This is a genomic window from Providencia sp. PROV255 (genome assembly GCF_028478065.1).
GTDB classification, from domain to species: Bacteria; Pseudomonadota; Gammaproteobacteria; order Enterobacterales; family Enterobacteriaceae; genus Providencia; species Providencia rettgeri.
This window is the reverse complement of the sequence record NZ_JAMPMI010000027.1, coordinates 26,623-44,562: the sequence shown is the minus strand read 5'-3', so window position 1 is coordinate 44,562 and position 17,940 is coordinate 26,623. Positions and strand designations below refer to the sequence as shown.

Below are 17,940 nucleotides of genomic sequence, written 5' to 3'. Positions count from 1 at the left end.
GCGAGAATATCCCAAGGAGCATACACAAGTATGTGACTTGGGGAGCCGAGCGCAGCCAACGCACTTATCGCTTGAAGAATGACGAGGAAAGCTTATACTGAAATCTCTTGTCGGAGTGCCTAGCATGCATAGCATCGGGCTGAGACCGTTAATTCGGGATCCGCGGAACCTGATCGGGTTAATACCCGCGAAGGGAACAAGAGTAATCACTCAGCGTCTTTTTGCCATCTCTCATTTGGCTAAAAATTAAACGCAATGTCTTTTTATTACTCCTCCGAACTCCTGACAAGCAACTTTCTTTCGATAAACCCGCTACACACTAAGATGTGATAGCCGTGACAATGTCAGGAAATTGCTATGTCCAATAATACACAACAAAATATCATCCCTACAGCTGATTTATCGCCACAAGCAGCACCCGCTCGCACTCGTAAAGCCCAACGTGATGCCGCTGAAAACTTTATCAACACTGTTTCTGGCGTTTCATTTCCCAATTCTGAACGTATTTATCTTCAAGGTTCAAGAGGCGATATCCAAGTCCCAATGCGAGAAATTCAGCTTTCGCAAACCCTTATTGGTGGCGACAAAGACAAACCGCAATTTGAAGATAACGAACCCGTTCCTATCTACGACACTTCAGGCCCTTACGGCGATCCAACATCAGAACTCAACGTTCACAAAGGCTTGAAAAAAATTCGCGCGCCATGGATAAACGAGCGCTCAGACACCACTAAAGTAGAAAATCTCAGCTCTGACTTCACACAACAACGCCTTGCTGATGCAGGCCTTGACCATCTACGCTTTAACAACCGTCCCCACCCGTTAAAAGCCCAAACTAACAAGTGTGTTACCCAATTACATTACGCACGCAAAGGTATCATTACCCCTGAAATGGAGTTTATTGCAATCCGCGAAAATATGGGACGTGAACGTATTCGTGGCGAAGTTTTATTGCAACAACATCCAGGCCAAGGCTTTGGCGCAAATTTGCCAGAGAATATTACCCCTGAATTTGTTCGCCAAGAAGTGGCGGCGGGTCGCGCTATTATCCCAGCCAATATCAACCATCCCGAATCAGAACCAATGATTATTGGTCGTAATTTCTTGGTTAAGGTTAATGCCAATATTGGTAATTCATCGGTCACCTCATCCATTGAAGAAGAAGTAGAAAAACTGATTTGGTCAACACGCTGGGGGGCAGATACCGTCATGGATTTATCCACTGGCCGTTATATCCACGAAACCCGCGAATGGATTTTACGTAATAGCCCCGTGCCTATTGGTACAGTTCCGATTTACCAAGCCCTCGAAAAAGTGAACGGCGTCGCCGAAAATCTCACGTGGGAAATGTTCCGTGACACATTATTAGAGCAAGCAGAACAAGGTGTCGATTACTTCACTATCCATGCCGGCGTATTGCTACGCTATGTGCCAATGACAGCTAAACGCCTAACAGGGATCGTCTCTCGCGGTGGCTCTATCATGGCAAAATGGTGCTTGTCTCATCACCAAGAAAATTTCCTGTATGAGCACTTCCGTGAAATCTGTGAAATTTGTGCCGCTTACGACGTTTCCTTGTCGTTAGGGGATGGACTACGCCCCGGTTCAATTCAAGACGCCAACGACCAAGCTCAATTTGCCGAGCTCCATACCCTTGGTGAGCTCACAAAAATTGCGTGGGAATATGATGTTCAAGTCATGATTGAAGGTCCCGGCCACGTACCAATGCAAATGATCCGCCGCAATATGACCGAAGAGTTAGAGCACTGCCACGAAGCGCCATTCTATACGTTAGGGCCTCTAACAACAGATATTGCTCCGGGTTATGACCACTTTACCTCTGGTATTGGTGCCGCCATGATCGGTTGGTTTGGCTGTGCGATGTTATGTTATGTCACCCCTAAAGAGCACTTAGGATTACCGAACAAAGAAGATGTTAAACAAGGGCTAATCACTTATAAGATTGCAGCCCATGCCGCTGACCTTGCTAAAGGCCACCCAGGTGCACAGATCCGTGATAACGCCATGTCCAAAGCCCGTTTTGAATTCCGCTGGGAAGACCAATTTAACTTGGCGTTAGATCCTGAAACTGCTCGCAAATATCACGATGAAACCTTACCACAAGCCTCTGGGAAAATTGCTCATTTCTGTTCTATGTGTGGGCCTAAATTCTGTTCAATGAAAATATCCCAAGAGGTTCGTGACTACGCGGCCCAAAAAGAAGCAAATGAAAAAGAAGCGGGTATGGAACAGATGTCAGAAGCCTTCCGTGCCCATGGCAGCGAACTCTATCACGGTGCTGAAATTGTGAATGCTGAGGTGGATGAAAATGCCAAAATTGCCTAATGCTATAACTCTCCCAAATAGCCCTTTTCCTGAGACTGCACAACGCCTTGGGCTTTATCCCGTTGTGGATTCCGTTGAATGGATTGAACGTTTGCTTAATGCAGGTGTTTCCACAATTCAATTGCGTATCAAAGACAAATCTGACGCAGATGTTCGTGATGAGATTCAACAAGCTATTGCGCTCGGGGAAAAACATAACGCACGCTTATTCATTAATGATTACTGGCGGTTAGCGGTCGAGTTTGGTGCTTATGGCGTACATTTAGGCCAAGAAGATTTGGAAACTACCGATTTATTAGCAATCCACCAAGCGGGCTTACGGTTAGGAATATCAACGCACGATGAGCATGAATTGGCTATCGCAAAATCGGTTCGCCCTTCCTACATTGCCATGGGGCATATCTTTCCAACACAAACCAAAGAGATGCCTTCTTCGCCTCAGGGTTTAGAAACACTTAAAGCCATGGTGGAAGCAACACCTGATTACCCAACGGTAGCCATTGGTGGGATTTCCATTGATAAAGTGCCTGACGTGCTAGCAACTGGAGTGGGGAGTGTCGCGCTAGTCAGTGCGATTACTAAAGCCGATGATTGGCGCGCCGCAACAGAAACTTTGCTGAATTTAATTGAGCGGGATCACGCCAATTAGTCGATTTTTAATCACAAAATTAGCCCTAGTTTATCGTCATAAAAACAGGGCTAATGATGATTTAAGGAATTCAATCATGTTAAGTGACCAAGAATTCATGCGTTACAGCCGCCAGCTATTACTTGAAGACATCAGTCCTGAGGGGCAACAAAAACTGAAAAATAGCAAAGTCCTAATTGTCGGTTTAGGGGGCTTAGGCTCTCCCGCATCCCTTTATTTAACGGGCGCTGGTGTCGGCGAATTGTGGCTAGCTGACCACGATGACTTACACGTTTCTAACTTACAACGGCAGGTACTTTACGATACCGATGATATTGGCCAGTCAAAAGCCCAGCTTGCCGCAGATAGGCTACATCAACTCAATCCGTTGGTAAGAACCCATGTTATCGCACAAAAGTTGGATGTTGAGACTTTAATTCCATTAGCGGAACAAGTCGACTTAGTGCTTGATTGCTGCGATAACATGGCCACTCGTCATGCAGTTAATGCCGCCTGTGTCATGACCAATACAACCTTAGTCAGCGGCAGTGCTGTTGGGTTTGGTGGCCAATTAATGGTACTTGAGCCGCCATTTAGTACCGGTTGCTATGCCTGTTTATACCCAGACCAAGATGAACCCGAACGCAACTGCCGCACTGCTGGGGTATTAGGGCCAGTGGTTGGGATTATCGGCACGTTGCAAGCACTGGAAGCCATTAAATTACTTGTCGGCCTTCCCTCTTCACTGAGCGGTAAATTGCGTTTATTCGATGGAAAACAGCAACAATGGAATACATTGCAATTAATGCCGTCACTGCAATGTCCAATCTGTCGGGAAGAAACATGCATATCATAATTAATGACCAACCTATGGAATTCGACGCCCCACTGACGGTTAATCAATTATTTTCCACTCTCGATCGCCCAATGGTGGGAACTGCACTTGCCATCAATCAAGTGATCATTCCGAAGAGTCAGTGGGATTCATATCTCATTAATGACCAAGATAATATCTTGTTGTTTCAAGCTATCGCGGGGGGCTAATGATGTTAAAAATCGCAGATTTTACTTTTCACTCACGCCTATTTACTGGAACAGGTAAATTTGCCAGCGCCAACCTCATGCAAGACGCCATTGCGGCATCCGGCAGTCAATTAGTGACAATGGCAATGAAACGTATTGATTTACGTGGGCAAGATGACGGTATTTTACAACCTCTACAACAATTGGGCGTGAAACTATTACCGAATACCTCAGGGGCGAAAAATGCCCAAGAGGCGATATTTGCTGCACGCCTAGCTCGTGAAGCCCTTGGTACTAACTGGGTCAAACTCGAAATCCATCCGGATATGCGTTATTTACTACCGGATCCCATCGAGACATTACTCGCCGCAGAGCAGCTCGTTAAAGAGGGATTTGTTGTATTGCCTTATTGCAGCGCAGACCCGGTGTTATGCCGTCGTTTAGAAGAAGTTGGCTGTGCCGCTGTGATGCCATTAGGCGCACCGATTGGCACAAACAAAGGCTTAGCAACGAAAGAAATGCTCCGTATCATTATTGAACAAGCTTCTGTACCTGTCGTTGTAGATGCCGGAATTGGTGCACCAAGCCATGCGGCAGAAGCCATCGAAATGGGCGCTGATGCCGTTTTAGTCAACACTGCAATCGCTGTAGCAAAACAACCTGTACTCATGGCAAAAGCGTTTAAACTCGCGGTCGAAGCGGCTGAATTAGCTTATCAAAGTGGTTTAGCTACGCCGAAGCAACAGGCGCAAGCGTCCAGCCCATTGACCAGTTTCTTAGGGGCCTTATCATGATCCCAAGCTTCCAAGAACGCTTACAAGCACTGGATTGGGACGATACGACACTGCGGATAAACAGTAAAACACCTGCCGATGTAGAACATGCTTTAGCGGTGGATATACTCACACTCGATGATTTTATGGCACTGCTTTCCCCTGCTGCCCGTCCCTATATTGAGCTGATGGCACAAAAAGCTCAGAAACTCACCCGACAACGCTTTGGCCATGCCGTTGGGTTTTATGTTCCACTTTATTTATCGAACCTATGCGCAAACGATTGTACTTATTGCGGTTTTTCGATGAGTAATAAAATTAAACGTAAAACGCTAAATGACGCTGAAATTATCAATGAGTGCGAAACCATTCGCAAAATTGGTTTCGATAGCTTATTGCTAGTCACCGGAGAGCACCAGAGTAAAGTGGGTATGGACTATTTTCGTCACACATTCCCCATCATTCGCCCTTATTTCAGTTCCTTAATGATGGAAGTGCAGCCATTAAGCACAGATGAATATAAGGAATTAAAAACTCTGGGGTTAGATGGTGTGATGGTTTATCAAGAAACCTACCATGAGCCCACGTATCAACTCCATCACCTCAAAGGCAAAAAACAGGATTTTCACTGGCGCTTAGCCACGCCAGAACGCTTAGGAGAAGCGGGTATAGATAAAATCGGCCTTGGTGCGTTAATTGGTTTATCAAACAGTTGGCGTACTGATTGCTATATGGTTGCAGAACATTTGTTGTACTTACAGCAATACTACTGGCAAAGTCGTTATTCTATCTCTTTTCCTCGCTTGCGCCCTTGTGCGGGTGGTGTTGAACCGGCATCACTGATGAATGAAGCCGAATTAGTGCAATTAATTTGTGCTTTTCGCTTACTGGCGCCAAATGTAGAGCTTTCACTCTCAACCCGTGAATCACCTTATTTCCGTGATAACGTGGTGCCATTGGCAATTAACAACGTCAGTGCTGGCTCGAAAACCCAACCAGGCGGCTATGCAGATACCAAAGAAGAGCTAGAACAATTTTCTCCAAATGATAACCGCAGTGCCGCACAAGTAGCGAATGCACTTGTGCAAGCTGGTTTACAGCCCGTTTGGAAAGATTGGGATGGTTATTTAGGCCGTTAGAATTTTACTGAAAAAGAGCATTAGCTGCACAACCGCTTAGTGCTCTTTTATTATTTAGGAGATTTTATCCCACTTGATCGTATTTTCTAAAATAAGAGCCAATATAATGCCCATAAGTAACCCATTACCCAGTAAAGAACTAAACATTGTTGGTAACGAATTTAGTACCGCAGCAGGGGCTGACATCAAAAAAATGCCAATAAAAATAGGTAATGCGAGGCGATAAATATTACGTGCATTCAGTTTCATATCCGCAAGAAATGAAAATGAAGAAAATAGCAGCGGCAAATAAGTCGCTAACATAACCGCGCTACCAATGGCTAACGGCAAAGAGCGGAAAAATTGAGTCAATACCGCAACGCCCCCCACGCATAAGAAAATAAGGCTGCCAATCGTAAAAGAGATACGTGAACTGTCTTTTGTTTGAGTAATTAGACCAATTGATGAAACAAACGGTGAAAAAGGCACTACGCCTATCGGCGCTGCTAATATTGTTACAACTCCTGACATCATAAAACTACGCCGATATAAGGACTTAACGGGTAATGAATCGGGGTAAAATACATCCGTTCCTCGCATTGCTCCAAACGTATTTGATGTGTTTAATATCCCAGCCAAAATCGCTGTTATCACAATACTTATATTAATTTCATCGGAGCGGCCTAATGGAAATAGCCCCCATTCTCCTGATGAAACAGATGATATCGTGCTGCCAAATAACCCACTATAAGCAACCCACCCTGTGATTGTTCCTATTAGTAATGCATATTTACTAATATTCACGGGTAAATACACAATAATTCCTATCACAAATACCAGTACTGTGAGCGCCAAAAAGAATACAGGATAATTAACTGTAATATTTTCACTGCCAACACCAAAGGGTAGCCCTAACATCCCTTTTAAAAAAATAGTGACCAGCTGCGCGCCAAGTAAAAACATAAAGACCACCAGCACGCCTGGCTTAAACAAACCCGCTAACCAACCACCAAGACCGCTTAGGCCAATAAGAATAGTAATAATCCCAGACAGAAAAATCCCCATGGCCAAACTCCATCCAATCGTCTCAAGAGGAGTTCCTTGCATAGATTCTGACAAAGTTACGGTTAAAATTGTTGCCCACCACAACCCTGTTGGCCCCTCCATCACAGAGCGTTTATGGCCTATAAATGCCTGCAACAAGCAAGCCAAAGCTGTTAATAAAAAAGCATACTGAGTAATAACAAACGTGGTTTGTGGTGACAAATGAAAAGCAGACTGTAACGTCGGGGGAATAACAACCGTATTACAAAAGATAAAAAAGAACCATTGAAAGCCAGAAATAATATTATTTTTTGTAATAGCAATATTCCGCATTTTCATTCCTTACCGGTGATTATATATCTGACCAGATTAATGTTTATAACGGAAAATTTCTAATTTAAATCTAATTGTTATGATATTTATAAATCATCATTTATTCTTATTATGATAAAAAATAGCTTCATACGCTATTAATTCTCTATTTTTATTTTCATCCGACTAGTTGATAAAAATAAAGCGGGGGAAAATATTATTCCCGCTTTATTTATTACTTTTATTGCCGATATAAAAGTACGTAGTTACCTATAAAAATTATAGATAGGAAAGCGGCCAATGTTTAAAATATATATGTTTAGCTTGCCAATCCACTTTATCAATATTGTCAGCCAGTAAATGTTTTGCGACGGTAAATGCAAATTCAAAGCTTACACCAAGCCCTTTTGCACTAATAAATTTTCCATCAACAACAACATCTTGGTCAACATAGATACCATCATCAAATTTTTCAGCCAGCTTATCTCCTGTACTATAATGCCGTCCTTCCAGTAACCCATGAGCCGCTAACACCTTCGCACCTGAAGAACATAGCGCACAAATATACTTATCCTCATGTATGTGCCGACGAAGAAAATCAACTACTTTTTCATTCGCATACAAGCGGTCAGTTCCTTTTGGGCCCCCTGGCATCATGATGGCATCATAAGTATGGGATAACTTATCGACTAACAGATAATCTGCACTAATTTTAGTACCAAAATACGTATTTAAAACAAGCGTATCCATGCAAGACAGCACATCAACATGAATATCTAGCCGACGCATGATATCAATGAAAATGACCGCTTCTCCTTCCTCAAAGCCATCCGCGAGCAAAACAGCAACTTGTTTCATGACATTCCTTTTATTTTTAAAGAAATTTATTACGGATCATCCGCAATAAATTTGGTTTATACATCAAGTAAATCCAGATGATTTTTACTTGTTAAAGTGTTCCATCACTTTTGCAAACACGAATTTTATCCATCACCACCGCTTTCATCGCCGCCTTTCCGGGAACCAAGTAATGGCGTGGGTCGGTAGCCTCTGGGTTTTCAATGAAGTATTGCTTAATGGCATCAGAAAACGCAATTTTGAGTTCTGTCGCGACATTGACTTTACAAATTCCAAGGTCAATACAATGCCGTACATCCGCATCCGGGATCCCCGAAGCACCATGCAGAACTAACGGTAAGTCTGTTTTCTTACGGATGGCATCTAGCCTAACAAAATCCAAATGAGGCTCACTTTTGTACATACCGTGGGCGGTTCCGATGGCAACAGCTAAGGAATCAATACCCGTTCTTTGGATAAAAGTAATCGCGGCATCAGGATCGGTGAAAAGTGCATCTACTGCATCGACAACTAAGTCATCTTCTTGCCCCCCTAAACGCCCAAGTTCCGCCTCAACCGTACAGTCCCACTGATGGCAAAAATCAACAACCCGTTTAACAATTTGAATATTTTCTTCAAACGGAAAATGAGAAGCATCAATCATTGCAGAACGTACACCCGCGGAGACTTTCTGGAAGATATCTGGGATATCTTCATGATGATCGAGATGCAAAGCCACGGGGACTTTATAGCGCTCAGCGGCCTGCTGGCAGATTGCTATCAAATAGTCACTTCCTGCATAAGAAAAGGTACTCGGTGTGCCTGCTAAAATAACCGGAGATGCCATTTCTGCAGCAGTTTCCATAACAACTTGAATGGTTTCTAAATTATGAATATTAAATGCGGGAACTGCATAGCCTCCCAGTTGGGCTCTGTTCAACATATTACGGGTAGATACCAAGTACATAATCGCCTCTTACCTTTCGATTGATTTCGAACAATATTAAACGAAAGAAATGGAAAGGTAAAAGATCTAAATCACATTTCCATTCCTTTCGCACTGAAAGAAAATGAAAGGAAGATTAGAAGTAGTGAGTCATTTTAGAGCTATAACTTGTCACTCCTTTATGTAACAAGTTGTTTTTAGGTCGTTTTGATTGGCCTAGTAGCGTTTCAATTACTTTATGAGAGCATAATTGTTTCTCTAAGCGGCGCGTCAATGGGGATTGCTGTTTGAGGTAATCTTCACGAAATATCACGGTGACCTCTTGTGTTTCTTTCACACCAATAACCGTTACCGCAATTGATGGTATTTCGAAATGAAAGTCTGAGCTTTCAACTGGCAGTGGGCTACAAGGGCTATCCCAAAGTTGAATTCGATTGCCACAATACAAAGCAATAATTACAGCACGTAATGACCAAAAACTACTCGCAGGACCACTGTAATTATCGACTAGGCGGGCATCATAGCTGAATAAACCTTGAGTTGGCGCTCCCGCTTTTAAGGCACCATGACCAATAAAATAACGCAAAGTACTTTCTAGTGCTTTTTTAGCCTCCCCCACACTCACAGCATCCCCACCTAAATCAACACCGGCTAATAAAGGCGCGGACACCGCGAGGCGATAACATGCACTGCGGCCAAAAAATGGAATCCCTTGCGGTGTCATAAAATAATGATAATGATGGTTAAACTGATTTAATGAACTACGAATGAATTCATCATCGAAGTGGGGGCAAATTTGGTTCAGCCAATATAATGAATAGTAAAAGCCCCATGCATTATAGTAATCAAAGTTACCTTTCGCGCCATCCCGAAACCAGCCATCACCCACGTAAAATTGTTTCACTCTTTCATACCGCCACATTGCAATGGTATCTCGACCTGTGAGAGCTCGGATCACAAATTGCACGGTAAGAGGGAAAAGGTGCCAGTTGTTATCAACGATATCGCAATGATTAACCTGTTCGAACCACTCAATAATGCGTTGTTGCTCAGAGTTATCCAATTTATCCCATACCCACTCACGACTCACCCAGAGAGTCAGCGCTAAATCTGCAGATTCACAAATTTTTTGGTCATAATTTTCAAGCCTTCCCCAATAGCCTTTATGAGCAGGGTCTGTACCATGTAAAAATGCATTTTTGATGATTTCAGAAAGGTCAATTGATGCTAAATTTAACCCATTCAATGTTGCTTTTTGGCTGTGAACTAGCCATGAAGCAAGTAAAGGCAGTACCCTACTAACCCCTTCTAGGGCATCTGTCCGCACCGTTTGCTGGCCTGGGCTGCCAGGATAGTATGCGTGAGAGTAACCCCATGTTTGATAATGAACAAAAGCTTCCGTGGTATAGCGCACTAATAATTCGCAAAGAACTGAAAGTGGTTGATTTTCATCTTGAAAGGCTTTGATGATGTGGCTATCGTTACATTGATAGGCTGACTTTCTCATTAACCTTCTAATGATATTTTCTTTGAATAGTTTTTGATAAATTTTTATATCTGGGTGTTCATAAGGCAGCTTTGGGCGTTCAGTCGGCGTTGTCATACGTATTTCTCTATGATGAAACAGGCGCATCCTTGCGCGCAGATTAGAACAAAAGTTTGTATTTATTTTGCTGATTCAATCAGGACTTGGTAACGGTCTTGTCCCCATACGACAGGTTTTGGTTTATCTTTAATCCATTGATAATAAGCAGATTTCAACTCTTTTACTTTTTCTGGGTATTGAGCTGCTAAATTATTCGATTCGGCTGGATTTTGTTTATCATTGAATAATTGGAGCTGGTTAGAACCATCATCATAAAAATAAAGCGCCCATTCCCCATCACGGATAGCCCATGAGCCTTTCGATAGTTTTTCTAAATTAGGGTTATTTGGAATTTCTTTGCGTTGATAAGTGATCCATTCATGGTAGCCATGCCAAAAATCTTGGTTTTCTTCGCTGTAATGTTTCGTCCCTGGACCTGTCCAATACAGATAATCATGTGGTGACTTTTCTGTTTTACCCGTTAATAGTGGCATAATATTTTTGCCTTCTACTTTCATGCTATCGGGTATGGTGATCCCTGCGCTTTGTAATGCGGTTGGTAAGATATCAATCGCTGAAACCATCGCATCACTGTGTTTACCCGCAGGAATATGCCCTGGCCAATAAACAACAAATGGAACACGTACACCACCATTAAACATTTGCCCTTTAAAGCCTTTATCCATCGCATTCATTGGCATTGGCGACTCATGCACCGCACCATTGTCAGAAATAAAGAAAATTAGCGTATTATCTAATTCACCATTTTCCTTTAGTGTATTGATAATTTTACCAATTCCCTCATCGGCCGCATTTAGCGCAGCAAAATATTTATCGGCTTCAACATTACCCGTATTGAATTTATCCATGTATTTCGCTGGAGAAGCTTCTTCTAACGGAATGTGCGGCACGCTATATGAAAGATTGATAAAAAAAGGTTTGTCTTTGTGCCCATCAATGAAATTAATGGCTTCATCCGTTAACAAATGCGTGGTATAGCCAGGAGCTGGCACATTTTCACCATTTCGCCACATTGCGGGGGAGTTCCAAAGTGCCGCCCCTGATGCATAGAAACTATATGCATAATCGAAACCTCTTTCATGAGGTGCGAAACCTGGCTCCGGTGTCGAAATCATATTATCGTGATAATCGCGCGTTTGCTTTTCTGGTGCAATTTTAGGTTTTTTCAATACCTTCGCATTATGCCATTTTCCAATACTGGCGGTGGCATAGCCATTTTCTTGGAATAATGCGGGTAATAGTTTGATATCTTGAGGAATACCTAACATCGCATCATCGTTACTGTAAGTACCAAAACTTGCAGGAGAGCGCCCAGTAAAAATACCCGCTCGTGATGGGCCACAAACAGGATGAGCCACAAATGCATTGGTCATCTTAATCCCGCCTGCAGCCATATCCGAAACATTTGGCATTGCTGCTCTTGCTGCTTCCACCATCTTATTAATATCACCTTGATAACGTTGTGGTGATGGGCGCTGCGCAAGCTCTTTGACATCAAGGCTATCAAGCACAAAATCGAGCTGCCCTGTTCCTAAGTCATCCATAACAATCAGTAAAACATTCGGCTTTTCCGGTGTGCCTCCTGCATTCGCTGCAATGGGAGGCACTAAGCTGCTTGCGGCTATCAGCCCAGCTAATAGGCTTTTCTTCATAGAAGGTAATCTCACAAAAATATCTCCAGATAATATGATTATTGCTTGTAAGCACGCTGTATTGCGCCAAGTGCATCACTGGCTAAAGCACCACCCGATATCGCTTGACGCATTAACTGCATACCTAAAGCGGTATGATGAAAAATTTTTTTATATGAACGACATAAATAGTTATGGCGATATTTTTCACCTTCTATCGCCGTGATCCGGTGCTTAGGGCAACCACCATAACAAAGGCTTTGAACCTCACAGCGCTGGCAAAGATTAGTTAGCTTGTCATATTTATTTTGCCCAAAACGGACTTGCTGCTTAGAAGAAACAATACGGGAAAGGGAGTGTTGTTGTACGTTACCCAACCGATTTGCAGGGTACACATAGTGGTCACAGGAATAGACATCCCCATTAGATTCAATAATCAGTGCTTGCCCACACGTTTTAGATTGCACACAGGTTGATGCGGGATAGCCCATCCAAGTTCCTAATAAGCTATCAAATAGACGTATGTAAATTTTGCCAATGTCTCCTTGATGGATCCATTCATCAAAAATATCAGCCATAAACTGCCCATACCCCTCCGCGGGTACTGAAAATGGCGCCATCACCGCATTTGGTCCAGGGGCATAATGACCACCTTGGGTTTGTGGAAAGCGCCTATCCACCTCAACAATAGGGATAAACTGAAAGAAAGAGGAACCCAATGCTTTCAAAGCTCGATACGTTTCTTTTCCTTTTTGCCAATTTTGGTCATTAACTACGGTTAGGGTATTAAATTCAACACCGTATTCAATCAAGAGCTGAATGGCTTTCTTCACACGCTCAAAAGTTGGGTTGCCATTAACGGAAATTCGATATTTATCATGAACTGCTTCTAAACCATCAATAGATACACCGATTAAAAAATGATGATCTGCAAAAAACTGCGCCCATTGCCGATTAATCGCTATCGCATTAGTTTGCACACTGTTTGTGATGGTTTTTCCTTGGGCATATTGCTTTTGATATTTTACAACCCGCTCAAAGAATTCGAGCCCTGCAAGTGTTGGCTCACCACCTTGCCATGAAAAATCGACCTGCTCACCTGCATGGGACTGGATATAGTCTTTGATATAACGACGTAGCACGTTATCAGGCATAACGTCATGTTGGTCTTGCGCAGGTTGCTCGTGAAACACATTTTCTTTTTCCAGATAAAAACAGTATTCGCATTTAATATTGCAGCGATAACTCGTGGGTTTCGCCATCATATGAAAGTAAGTGGGTTGGTTTGCAGGCATTTAAATTAATCCGAAACAGTCAGGTTATTTTTATAGCATTACCCAAAACACGAAAAATCAAAAGAGATTGAAATCACAAAACAGCAAAATGAAAGAATTTGAAAGAAAGTAGTTTGAGTTAGAACAATTGAAGAGAGTATAAATAACATACAGTAAACCGCTGACTTTTGTTTTTGATTTAAAGAAACTTCTCTTCCTTTCGAAATTTAAATATCACCTTCACACTTTATGCCGATTTTTGAGCTTATATTCCGCGAATTTTTTGCAAATATTGCTAATATTTATGCAAAACACCGAGTTTGCTCAGTAAAAGTACAATTATTGATACTTTATTGATTGGATACTTTCTTATTCGAAGATATGATATTTAAAATTTGAAAATATCCGTAAGCAAACAACATACAAATCGAAACTTTGTGAAAGAGATCAAAAGTTTTGTTTTTTTTCGTTGTCGGTATTTTTTAGCGTAGTAAACTTAATTCGAAATCAAATGAAAGAAAATCATTTGGTTTCGTAAGGAGATGAAAGTGAAAGCGGCTGTTGAAAGGCGCATGGAAATCCTCGACATGATTAACCAACAAGGTAAAGCACGGGTCGAAGATTTAGCCGAAATATTTAAAGTTTCAAGTGTCACCATCCGTAGCGATTTAAGCTTTCTTGAAAAAAATGGTTATGTGGTCCGCTCCCATGGGGCAGCAATTCCAAATACTGGGTTTATTGCTGAACTAAGCATTCACGAAAAACGGGGACAGAATGCGGGCACAAAAACATTAATAGGGAAAGCAGCCGCCGCGCTCATTAATGATGGCGACACGATCATTTTAGACTCGGGGACAACGACACGAGAAATTGCGACACACTTAAAGTCGCGGGATAACGTCGTTGTCATGACTAACGGTTTAGATGTCGCAATGGAGTTAGCAACAGCCGCAGGCGTTGATGTACTAATGACTGGCGGCGCATTGCGCAAAAATGCTTTATCGTTTTCTGGCTCACAAGCAGAAAATAGCCTCAGAAATTATCGTTTTGACAAGGTTTTTCTTGGGGTTGATGGTTTCGATTTACGCGTTGGTATCACGACACACAATGAACAGGAAGCTAGCCTTAACCGGTTAATGTGTGAAATCTCGGAAACAGTTATTGCGGTTGCTGATTCTACGAAATTTGGTAAGCGCAGTTGTCATATGATCCGTGAATTCGCTGATATTGATGTTTTGGTGACAGACTCTGGGATCCCTGATGAATATGTCCAAGAGTTGAAAAACCATAAAATTGAAGTAATCATCGTCGATAAAGAGCAATAATTCGCTAACTCCATTAACAATACAACCGTGTTGATTGTGGAGTTAGTATTAATGCATCCTTTAGAAAAGATTGTTCAGCAAAATAAACTTGGTAAACAGAATGGTATTTATTCTGTTTGCTCAGCCCACCCATTTGTTATTGAAGCTTCATTGCATCAAGCGCTGGATGATGATTCCTTTCTTTTAATTGAAGCCACATCAAATCAAGTTGACCAATTTGGTGGCTATACGGGTATGACTCCGGCTGATTTTTTCAATTATGTGATTGAAAAAGCAGAAAAAATCAATTTCCCTCTGAATAAGTTAATTCTTGGTGGTGACCATTTAGGCCCAAATCGTTGGCAAGGGCTTAAGGCCGCTGATGCCATGGATAATGCCGATGTTCTGATTGAACATTACGTTGCCGCAGGGTTCAAAAAAATCCACCTTGACTGTAGTATGTCCTGCGCAGATGACCCCGTTCCACTCTCGGATGAAATCGTTGCACAACGTGCCGCCCGACTCGCTGTTATTGCAGAAAAAACCGCCAAAGAAAAATTTGGTTACAGCGATATCGTGTATGTTATTGGTACTGAAGTCCCCGTACCAGGTGGAGCAACTGAAGCGCTTGAAGGCGTTGAAATCACAGCCCCACAAGCCGCGAGAAAAACCTTAGACTGCCATGCGAAAGCGTTCGAAAAAGCAGGTGTCGGTGACTGTTGGGCACGTGTTATTGGCCTCGTCGTTCAACCGGGTGTGGAATTTGATCATACTGGTATTATTGATTATCAACCCGAAAAAGCACAAGCATTAAGTCAAGTAGTTGATGATTACCCTCATCTCGTTTTTGAAGCACACTCAACCGATTACCAAACACCTAATGCTTATAAGCAGCTCGTTCAAGACCACTTTGCCATTTTAAAAGTTGGTCCGGCTTTAACATTTGCTATGCGAGAAGCCCTCTATTCTCTATGTGAAATTGAGAATGAAATGTTCCCGGCAGAACAGTGTTCTCACTTAAAAGAGAAAATGGAACAGTTGATGTGTCGTGAGCCCGAATTTTGGCAAAAATACTACCATGGTAATGCCCAGCAGCAAGCTTTTGCTCGCGTTTATAGCTTTAGTGACCGTATTCGTTATTACTGGCCTGATAAAGAAATTAACCAAGCCATAGAAATACTGATGGCTAACTTATCTTCAAAACCAATCCCGTTACCACTTTTAAGCCAATACATGCCGCATCAATTCAAACAATTAAGAGAAGGCATGCTCGATGGCTCAGCGAAATCCTTTATTTTTGCAAAAATTCGCGACGTACTTTCGGTATATGCCGATGCATGTAAATTTAGTCACTGAGGTTTGACATGGAATATTTAAGCTATCAAACACCCGAGCTCGAAAAGCTAAACGCATTCTGGACAGCAAAAGAAATTGAGCAACAACCTGAATGCTGGGAAAAAACAAACCAGCTAATACAAGAGCAACGTACTGAAATTGATACATTTTTAGCTAAAGTGCTTCAGGCATCGGACGCACGCATTATCATGACGGGTGCTGGAACATCGGCTTTCGCTGGCCGCGCTCTTGCCCCCGTTCTCACCGGTCATTTAAAACGCCGAGTGGATGCCATTGCCACCACGGATTTAGTCGCTGATCCAAAAGAATATTTAGCGGAAGACGTACCAACGTTACTAATTTCTTTTGCTCGCTCAGGCAATAGCCCCGAAAGTGTTGCCGCCCTCGATGTGGCAGAAAAATGCCTCACTCAATGTTACCACTTAGTTTTAACCTGTAACGAGCAAGGACAGCTATATCGTTATTGCCAAAATAATACCAATGCATTAGCCATTTTAATGCCTGAAGAGTCAAATGACCGTTCATTAGCCATGACTTCAAGCTTTTCATCCATGATGATGGCGGCACTGTGTATTTTCTTAACAGAATCCTTCTATTTAAACGAAATTAAACCTTATTTCTACGATTATCACGACATTTTTACTCAATTTAACCACCGTATCCGGGAAGAATACGCGGGTAAATTTAAACGAGTCATTTATTTAGGTAGTGGTGGCCTACAAGGTCTTGCACAAGAAGCCGCTCTAAAAATGTTGGAATTAACAGCTGGTAAGGTCGTTGCTAACTTCGACACACCGTTAGGCTTTCGCCATGGACCGAAATCTATCGTCAATAAGGAAACGTTAATCGTGCTGTTTCTGTCAAACGATAAATACACTAGACAGTATGAAACTGACTTATTAAGAGAGGTAATTCACGATAATGCTTCAGCAAAAGTGATCGCGGTCACCTCCTCTTCCGATGACACACAAATAGAGGAAAGTTTTGTTTATATTAAAAAAATGGAGCAATGCTCAGACTCAGCCCTATTTTTCCCTTATTTAATGTTAGCGCAGGCCTTTGCATTCCATAGTTCCATTGCACTGGGGAATACACCGGATAACCCATCTCCAACCGGAGAAATTAATCGAGTTGTTCAAGGTGTCACTATTTACCCGTTCTCATATCAAGAAGATGGCGTCATGCCTTCTTAATGATAAATATAGCTAATAATAAGAGAGCAATTATATGCACGCACCAAATATTGTCTGGACCCGAATCGATGAGCGTTTATTACATGGGCAAATTCGAATCACTTGGGGTAAACACACTGAAGCAAATTTAATTCTTGTCGCTAATGATGATGCTGCGGATGGCCCTAATGCTGCTTTTATGCAAGCAGGAATGAAAGCCTCCGCGGGTGGAGAATATGCCGTCCGATTTTTCTCTATCGAAAAAACTATCGATGTCATTCACAAAGCGTCTCCTCGTCAAAAAATCTTTATTCTTTGCAATAACCCAACAGATGTTGCCCGCCTTGTCGAAGGCGGCGTTCCTATCACTCACTGTAATGTTGGCAATATGCACTTCCATGAAGGAAAACGCCAAATTACCAAAACAGTGTCTGTGGATGAGCGCGACTTAGAAGCATTTCGTCGGCTTGTCGACAAAGGAGTCGCTTGCACGATTCAAAATACTCCCGATCAAACCCCCGTTAATGTTCTTACTCTCGCATAAGCATAAGCATAAGCAGATTGAGATAA

16 protein-coding genes and 1 riboswitch are annotated in these 17,940 nt (G+C 42.4%); of the genes, 10 read left to right on the top strand and 6 right to left on the bottom strand.

All coding sequences use genetic code 11. The annotated features are described in order from the left end of the window. Positions 1–101: 101 nt before the first annotated feature. A riboswitch (TPP riboswitch) is annotated at positions 102–213 on the top strand. Positions 214–357: 144 nt separating this feature from the next. The 6 genes from thiC (at position 358) to thiH (ending at position 5,909) form a co-directional block, all read left to right on the top strand. Next, positions 358–2,346, top strand: a complete 1,989-nt coding sequence (gene thiC / locus PR725_RS20890) for a phosphomethylpyrimidine synthase ThiC (protein ID WP_115166449.1) — start codon at positions 358–360, stop codon at positions 2,344–2,346. Beyond that, entirely contained in the window at positions 2,330–2,995 is a 666-nt protein-coding gene (gene thiE / locus PR725_RS20885) for a thiamine phosphate synthase (protein ID WP_109913192.1), read from the top strand. Before thiC ends, thiE begins: the two co-directional genes overlap by 17 nt. Positions 2,996–3,071: 76 nt before the next feature. Next, positions 3,072–3,830, top strand: a complete 759-nt coding sequence (locus PR725_RS20880; protein WP_004265857.1) for a HesA/MoeB/ThiF family protein — start codon at positions 3,072–3,074, stop codon at positions 3,828–3,830. Beyond that, positions 3,818–4,018 carry a sulfur carrier protein ThiS gene (gene thiS, locus PR725_RS20875; RefSeq protein WP_004265860.1) on the top strand — a complete coding sequence of 67 codons (201 nt, stop codon included), beginning with the start codon at positions 3,818–3,820 and terminating at the stop codon, positions 4,016–4,018. Before PR725_RS20880 ends, thiS begins: the two co-directional genes overlap by 13 nt. Before the next feature lie 2 nt (positions 4,019–4,020). Next, positions 4,021–4,791 (top strand): thiazole synthase, encoded by a 771-nt coding sequence (locus PR725_RS20870; protein WP_110732256.1) that lies wholly within the window; start codon positions 4,021–4,023, stop codon positions 4,789–4,791. Continuing rightward, complete coding sequence (thiH, locus tag PR725_RS20865; protein WP_004265866.1) at positions 4,788–5,909, top strand: 2-iminoacetate synthase ThiH; 1,122 nt, start codon at positions 4,788–4,790, stop codon at positions 5,907–5,909. Before PR725_RS20870 ends, thiH begins: the two co-directional genes overlap by 4 nt. Before the next feature lie 54 nt (positions 5,910–5,963). Here thiH and PR725_RS20860 read toward each other — a convergent pair whose 3' ends face one another. From PR725_RS20860 to PR725_RS20835, 6 genes are all read right to left on the bottom strand, one after another. Further along, positions 5,964–7,265 (bottom strand): uracil/xanthine transporter, encoded by a 1,302-nt coding sequence (locus tag PR725_RS20860; protein WP_004265869.1) that lies wholly within the window; start codon positions 7,263–7,265, stop codon positions 5,964–5,966. A 258-nt stretch (positions 7,266–7,523) separates the two neighbouring features. After that, complete coding sequence (locus tag PR725_RS20855; protein ID WP_117163048.1) at positions 7,524–8,102, bottom strand: DJ-1/PfpI family protein; 579 nt, start codon at positions 8,100–8,102, stop codon at positions 7,524–7,526. 91 nt (positions 8,103–8,193) lie between these two features. Continuing rightward, positions 8,194–9,048 carry a tagatose bisphosphate family class II aldolase gene (locus PR725_RS20850; protein ID WP_211888989.1) on the bottom strand — a complete coding sequence of 285 codons (855 nt, stop codon included), beginning with the start codon at positions 9,046–9,048 and terminating at the stop codon, positions 8,194–8,196. A gap of 115 nt (positions 9,049–9,163) precedes the next feature. Continuing rightward, positions 9,164–10,630, bottom strand: a complete 1,467-nt coding sequence (locus tag PR725_RS20845; RefSeq protein WP_272570370.1) for a DUF2264 domain-containing protein — start codon at positions 10,628–10,630, stop codon at positions 9,164–9,166. A gap of 62 nt (positions 10,631–10,692) precedes the next feature. Next, positions 10,693–12,300: a sulfatase family protein gene (locus PR725_RS20840; protein WP_272513609.1), complete on the bottom strand. Its 1,608-nt coding sequence runs from the start codon at positions 12,298–12,300 to the stop codon at positions 10,693–10,695. A 23-nt stretch (positions 12,301–12,323) separates the two neighbouring features. Then, positions 12,324–13,559 (bottom strand): anaerobic sulfatase maturase, encoded by a 1,236-nt coding sequence (locus PR725_RS20835; RefSeq protein ID WP_123381794.1) that lies wholly within the window; start codon positions 13,557–13,559, stop codon positions 12,324–12,326. A 527-nt stretch (positions 13,560–14,086) separates the two neighbouring features. Here PR725_RS20835 and agaR point away from each other — a divergent pair. Genes agaR through agaV form a run of 4 tightly spaced genes read left to right on the top strand, consistent with a single transcriptional unit; the run spans position 14,087 to position 17,914 of the window. Then, positions 14,087–14,863 (top strand): transcriptional repressor AgaR, encoded by a 777-nt coding sequence (gene agaR / locus PR725_RS20830; protein WP_115166442.1) that lies wholly within the window; start codon positions 14,087–14,089, stop codon positions 14,861–14,863. A 51-nt stretch (positions 14,864–14,914) separates the two neighbouring features. After that, positions 14,915–16,198: a tagatose-bisphosphate aldolase subunit KbaZ gene (kbaZ, locus tag PR725_RS20825; protein ID WP_123381793.1), complete on the top strand. Its 1,284-nt coding sequence runs from the start codon at positions 14,915–14,917 to the stop codon at positions 16,196–16,198. An 8-nt stretch (positions 16,199–16,206) separates the two neighbouring features. Next, entirely contained in the window at positions 16,207–17,391 is a 1,185-nt protein-coding gene (locus PR725_RS20820; RefSeq protein ID WP_115166440.1) for an SIS domain-containing protein, read from the top strand. A 34-nt stretch (positions 17,392–17,425) separates the two neighbouring features. After that, positions 17,426–17,914, top strand: a complete 489-nt coding sequence (agaV, locus tag PR725_RS20815; protein ID WP_228367390.1) for a PTS N-acetylgalactosamine transporter subunit IIB — start codon at positions 17,426–17,428, stop codon at positions 17,912–17,914. The last annotated feature ends 26 nt before the right edge of the window (positions 17,915–17,940 follow it).